Raw genomic sequence first — 5,747 nt, forward strand, 5'->3', positions numbered from 1 at the left:
CTTCTCCAGAATCAACATCTTGAGCAGATCCGGCCCCAATCGATTGATCGACACCCGCCCACCAGTCGCATTGCGCAGCAAGATCACCCCAAGCTGGTGATCGCGGTCGAAGTACATCACCGCCTGATAGCCCGGCGTGCCACCACTGTGTCCCACCCAGGGGAAGTCACCGCGACGTTGCAGCATGAAGCCCAGGCCGTAGCCAAAGTCCTCCTCGGTGGACGTGGCGACCATGCCCACGTAGGCACTGTCCAGGCGCGCCCGCGGCAACACCGAGGCGGGACCATGCCCAAGCTGAAAGGACAGGAAGCGACCCAGGTCATCCACCGTGGTGAACAGACCACCATTCGGCACTCGATAGCCACGCCCCTGCCGCACTTCACGCATGGGAAGCGTCGAGTCGGCTCGACCATTCTCCACCACATACCCGGTGGCGAGATCACCGGCGATATCGGAGCTCAACGCGAAGTGTGACCGCGTCATGCCCAGCGGTGCGAGAATGCGCTGTTCCTGCCACGCGATGTACGGCATGCTCGCTGCACGACTCAACGCGGCGCCAAGAATGGCATAGCCGATATTGGAGTACTGAAAGTGCGTACCCGGCGAGGCGATGAACGCGGCGTTGGACAACGCGCGCTGCAACGTCGCCTCCCACTGCGCCGCTGCGCCGGTATCGAATGCCGCACCGTTGCGGACTTCGGCTGAAAGACCGCTGGTCATCGTGGCCAGTTGCCACAGCGTCACCGGTGACTCGGTCTTGCCGGCACCCGGGATCTGCGCAAACGTCGGATAGTGCCGCACCACCGGGTCGGACAACTTCACCCGTCCGCTCTGCGCCAACTGCATCAGCATCGTGGCTGTGAACATCTTCGTGATCGAGCCGATGCGGTACACCGTCTGCCGATTCGCCGGCTGCCGCGTGGCCATGTTCGCGAATCCGTAGCTGCCCGTCCACACCAACTGGTCACGCTGCACGATGCCAGCGGTGATGCTCCCGGTGCTGTCGCGGGCAAACTCCGCGGCGATCAGCGAGTCGACGTACTGCAATCCCGGTACGAGCGGCGCAGCGACGGTCTGCGCGGAAGCGGTCTGCGCAGAGACCTCCCATGCGCTCATCGACATGGCTCCGACAACCAAGCACGCAGCAGCACGGGAAGAAGACGGCGATCGCATCATGGTGATCCATTGGACGTGAAATGGCAGCCGGACACTCCTGCGTACGACAGGCTCACCTATCCAATGGTTGGCCACGCCCTTGTCCGGCGTATGGTGCGCGGTCATCGTGAAGTTCACCCCAACGTCTCTGTCACACTCGCGCCACCAGTGATCCCGCTCTCTCCCGCGCCATCGCCTGCCGACTGGCCCACCCGCTTCCCCACGCCATTCGACCGCGGCGCCGTGCATCCGCTGGCGCGGCGTGCGGCCGTGGAGCTCATGGAGACGCTCGAGGCGCATCACGCCGTGCCGTGGCGTCTGCACGAACCGGGCAACGGCAAGATGTTCGGGGTGCTCGTGGTAGCAGCGCCCAATGGGGATATCGGCTACCTGCGCGGCTTCTCCGGCATGATCGATGGGCAGTGGGAGATGAACGACTGGGTCCCCGGCACATTCGACAAGACGGCGCGCGACCTGGTGTGGATTCCCGGTGAAGCCGAGATGCTCGACTTCTCGGCGCGTCGTGCTGCATTGATCGCAAACATGCCAGGCACAGCGAATGCCGTTCGTGAACTCGACGAGACACGTACGGCCCGCTCCCGCACGCTCATGCGGCAGATCCAGGACAGCTACCACTTCACCAACGCGCTCGGTCACGTCCATTCGCTCCGCGACATCTTTGCGCCCGCCGAACCGCCTGCCGGTGCGGGCGATTGCGCGGCACCCAAGTTGCTCGCCCATGCTTATCGACTTGAGCTCACACCACTCGCACTGGCCGAGTTCTGGTGGGGCGCTCCGGCACCCACGGGCGATCGCCGGCAGGGTGTGTTTTACGCCGCCTGCCGCGGCAAGTGTATGCCCATCCTCACCCACATGCTCGGCGGATTGCCGGCCGACGAGCCACCACTCTACGGCTCGGCGGCACTGGCCGCCGATGAACCCAAGGTGGTGTACGAGGATGAGCACCTGCTGGTGGTGAACAAGCCCAGTGGCATGCTCACCGTGCCCGGTCGTGGCGCCACCATGCAGGACTGCGTGATGTCACGACTGCGCGCGCGCTATCCCGAAGCGACCGGACAGATGGTGGTGCATCGTCTCGACCTCGACACATCGGGACTGCTGCTGGCGGCGAAGGATCCCGCAGTAGCATCAGCGCTGCAGCGGTTGTTCTCGCTGCGTGAGATCGACAAACACTACGTGGCGTGGCTCGACGGCGATGTGACCGGTGATCACGGACATGTGCACCTGCCGCTGCGCATGGATATCGACGACCGTCCGCGCAACATCCACGACCCGGAGCACGGCAAGCCCGCGCACACGGAGTGGCAGGTGCTCGCGCGTGAGAACGGCCGCACCCGCGTGAAGTTCACACCGCACACGGGCCGCACACATCAACTGCGTGTGCATGCCGCGCACCCCGATGGCCTCGATGCGCCCATTGTTGGTGACCGACTCTACGGACGCACGGCACCGGATGAAGACGAGCGTTTGTTATTGCACGCCGAGCGATTGGCATTTGAGCATCCGGTGACGGGCGAGCAGGTGGTAGTGGAAACACCGGCTCCCTTTTGACCGGAACAACCGGCATCCCAAACCATTGACCATCGCGATTGTATTGTACAAGTTTATGTACAACAGGAGATCCGATGGACTCAATTACCTACAGTGCCGCCCGGGCCAAACTGGCCGATACGATGGACCGAGTCTGCGAGGACCACGAGCCGGTCATCATTACACGGGGCGGTGAGCAGGCAGTCGTGATGATGTCGCTGGACGACTATAAGGCGCTTGAAGAGACGTCCTATCTCCTGCGAAGCCCTCGCAATGCACAGCGTCTGCTGGAGAGCATTGCCGCACTCGAGTCCGGGAAGGGGAAGGCAAGGAAACTCGCCAAGTGAAGCTGGTGTTCTCTGAGCAGGCATGGGACGACTACCTGCATTGGCAAGAGACCGACAGGAAGGTGGTGCAGCGCATCAACGACCTGATCAAGGAGATCGGCCGCACGCCGTACTCCGGAAAAGGCAAGCCCGAGCCCCTCAAGCATGCATTGTCGGGCTACTGGTCACGTCGGGTCAATGAAGAGCATCGGATCGTGTACAAGATCGTCGATGGGGCACTGCTCATTGCCCAGTTGCGATATCACTACTGACGGCTTCCTGTTGCTGACCACCGCCGAATGGCAGTCACGCGCCCACGCCCACCTCACTCGTGTGCAGCGTTGGACCCTGCCCAATCGCGAGCGACGTTCACGCGGCGAAGCGCACCCGGTGTACGACTTCCTGTTCCAGTACTACACCCTCTCCGGTGGCCGCCTGGAAGCGTGGCATCCCAACCCGCATGAGCAGTTGGAAGACAGCCCCGAAGCGCGGGCGCGATTCAGCGGACGAGAGTATCGCGTCGTAGACGGCATGATTCGCCGTGACCCGAATGCGCTCAAGGATGCCGAGCGCAAGATGCTCGGACGGGTACTGCAAGTGCTCACTGCGACCCAGAGCCGCGCGCCCAACTTCGCCTGCTACGGCATGCACGAATGGGCCATGGTGTATGGTGGCCACGACATCCGTCACGCCGGTATTGCACCGCTCCGGCTCCCGCAGGCCGAGGTGGATGCGCTGGTGGAGAGTCGTCCGGTGGCGTGCAGTCACTTCGATGCGTTCCGGTTCTTTGCGCCCACCGCACAACCGATGAACCGCATCCCGTTGGCATGGGAGACGCGCTACTCTGCAGAGCAGCCTGGCTGCATCCATGCCAACATGGATCTGTATCGCTGGGCGTACACCGCCATGCCGTGGGTTGGCAGTGACCTGTTATGGGACTGCTTCGAGCTCGCGGCGGAGCTGCGAGTGCTCGACATGCAGGCCGGCCCATACGATCTCCGCGCGATGGGCTTCGATCCCGTGTGCATCGAAACGCCCGAAGGCCGAGACGAGTACCAGCGCCGGCAGCGTAGCTTGAGCGCCAGAGGCACCGAGCTGCGATCGCGGCTCATCGACACCATCGGTGCATTGTGCGCATCCCCGGCCGAAAGGAACCAGTGACAACAAACCCGGCCGATAGCCGAACCCCTGACAGCTCGGCGTCCCTCGCCGCCGCCGTTGCCTGCATCTGCTTCGGCGCGTCTGTCGTCGCCACGCGCTATGTCGTTCCGCAAACGACACCGGTGGTGCTGGCCTTCCTGCGCTATGTCATTGCGGGCATCTGCATGTTCGCGATGTTGCGTGGCCGCGCGCTGGAGCCGATGCCAAGACGCGACCGTGCACAGATTGCCCTGCTCGGCGCGCTGTTCTTCGGGCTCTTCCCCTGGAGCTTCAGCGGGTCACTGACCCATTTGCCGTCGGCGACCGTGGCGCTCATCGTCGCCACGAATCCGCTGGTGACGCTCGCACTCTCCGTGTTGCGCGGCACCGAGCGCCTGTCCGCGCGCATCGTCGTCGGACAACTGCTCGCACTCGCGGGCATCGTACTTGCCATTGATCCCGCGCATGCGGCCGCTACGCAGACATCATCGGGCACAAATCACTGGGTCGGCTACGTACTCGCGTTCACCACCGTGATCTGCGGTGCGGTCTACAATGTGTGGTCCCGGCCACTGCTGCTGCGATATCCGTCGGCCCAGGTCACGTCGTGGGCCATGGTGGCCGGTGTGCTATCGCTCGCCCCACTCGCGCTGCTGCAGGGACTTGGCGCACACACGCGCACTATCTCGTCCAACGGATGGCTGGCTGTGCTCTTTCTTGGCACGCTCGGTGGCGCGGTGGGGTTTGGTCTCTGGAGCTATGCACTCCGTCGATCCACACCCTCACGCGTAGCCGTCTTCCTCGCGCTCAATCCGATTTCGGCCATCGCGCTGGGCGTGTTCCTACTCGGCGAGCCGATCACGATGCGCCTCATCCTGGCGCTGGTGGCGGTGCTGGCCGGTATCAATCTCGCCGTACGAACGCCGGCGGTGACGGTCAGCGCTCCTGCTCGCGCTCCGGCGTCTTGAGCAGCCACAGCGGCGTGGGCATCACACGAATGGTGATGGGCACCTTCATCCACGCCACCTCGCCGTCGTAGGCCACCTTCATCTTGCGCCCGCTGAACGTCGACGCCGGCTGAATCACGAGCTCCTGACAGGGGAAGTGATCGACGCCATCGGCCTCACCCAACTGCCGCATCGCGCCGCGAAACATCAGCCCCATCATGCCCATGGAACCGATGGGCTTGAGAATCACGGCGGTCACATGAGCCGGCTGGCTCTGTGCTTCTTCGGCGTCGGCGAGACCCAGCTGTTCGAGCTGCAGATGATTGTTGCCCACGAACAGCGTGAGCGTGCGCAGGTCGCGCTGCTTCTCCTCCCACGCCACGCGCAAGCGAAGTGGCGACCGTGCACGCAACAGCGTGGCCATGCCCGCGCCCAGTGAGATGAGGCGACTGCGACCGAACCGTTCCTGCCAGCGTTCACGATCCTGCAACAGCTCCGGGTACACACCAAGACTGGCGTTCACCAGGAACAACTGATCGTTGATCGCCGACACCTGCACCGGCTCCGGTCGCCCGGCGAGCAGCCACGACAACGCCTCGTCGATCTCCGTGGGCGCGCCATGTTCACG

Annotated in this window: 7 protein-coding genes; 5 read left to right on the plus strand and 2 right to left on the minus strand. The window is 63.8% G+C overall.

The features are described 5' to 3' along the window. On the minus strand, positions 1-1,116 hold a 1,116-nt coding region (locus VGE27_RS12490; RefSeq protein ID WP_331049994.1), incomplete at its 3' end, for a serine hydrolase domain-containing protein. Positions 1,117-1,323: 207 nt separating this feature from the next. Here VGE27_RS12490 and VGE27_RS12495 point away from each other — a divergent pair. The 5 genes from VGE27_RS12495 (at position 1,324) to VGE27_RS12515 (ending at position 5,140) form a co-directional block, all read left to right on the plus strand. Beyond that, the gene (locus VGE27_RS12495) at positions 1,324-2,727 is read left to right on the plus strand and encodes an RluA family pseudouridine synthase (protein WP_331049995.1); all 1,404 of its coding nucleotides are present in this window, start codon (positions 1,324-1,326) and stop codon (positions 2,725-2,727) included. A 74-nt stretch (positions 2,728-2,801) separates the two neighbouring features. After that, a complete protein-coding gene (locus tag VGE27_RS12500) occupies positions 2,802-3,053 on the plus strand; it encodes a type II toxin-antitoxin system prevent-host-death family antitoxin (protein WP_331049996.1) in 252 nt (83 codons plus the stop codon). Further along, the gene (locus VGE27_RS12505; protein ID WP_331049997.1) at positions 3,050-3,304 is read left to right on the plus strand and encodes a Txe/YoeB family addiction module toxin; all 255 of its coding nucleotides are present in this window, start codon (positions 3,050-3,052) and stop codon (positions 3,302-3,304) included. Before VGE27_RS12500 ends, VGE27_RS12505 begins: the two co-directional genes overlap by 4 nt. Before the next feature lie 10 nt (positions 3,305-3,314). Further along, complete coding sequence (locus VGE27_RS12510; RefSeq protein WP_331049998.1) at positions 3,315-4,193, plus strand: hypothetical protein; 879 nt, start codon at positions 3,315-3,317, stop codon at positions 4,191-4,193. Next, complete coding sequence (locus VGE27_RS12515) at positions 4,190-5,140, plus strand: DMT family transporter (protein WP_331049999.1); 951 nt, start codon at positions 4,190-4,192, stop codon at positions 5,138-5,140. The genes VGE27_RS12510 and VGE27_RS12515 overlap by 4 nt, the downstream gene beginning before the upstream one ends. Here the strand turns inward: VGE27_RS12515 and VGE27_RS12520 are convergent. Continuing rightward, positions 5,109-5,747: diacylglycerol/lipid kinase family protein (locus VGE27_RS12520; RefSeq protein ID WP_414653565.1), on the minus strand; the 639-nt coding region annotated here is incomplete at its 5' end. The genes VGE27_RS12515 and VGE27_RS12520 overlap by 32 nt on opposite strands.

It is taken from the genome of Gemmatimonas sp. (assembly GCF_036405635.1).
Classification (GTDB): domain Bacteria; phylum Gemmatimonadota; class Gemmatimonadetes; order Gemmatimonadales; family Gemmatimonadaceae; genus Gemmatimonas.

Excerpts from the sequence above, each read along its gene's own strand:
- VGE27_RS12500 (WP_331049996.1), top strand. The coding sequence starts at position 2,802 with ATGGACTCAATTACCTACAGTGCCGCCCGGGCCAAACTGGCCGATACG.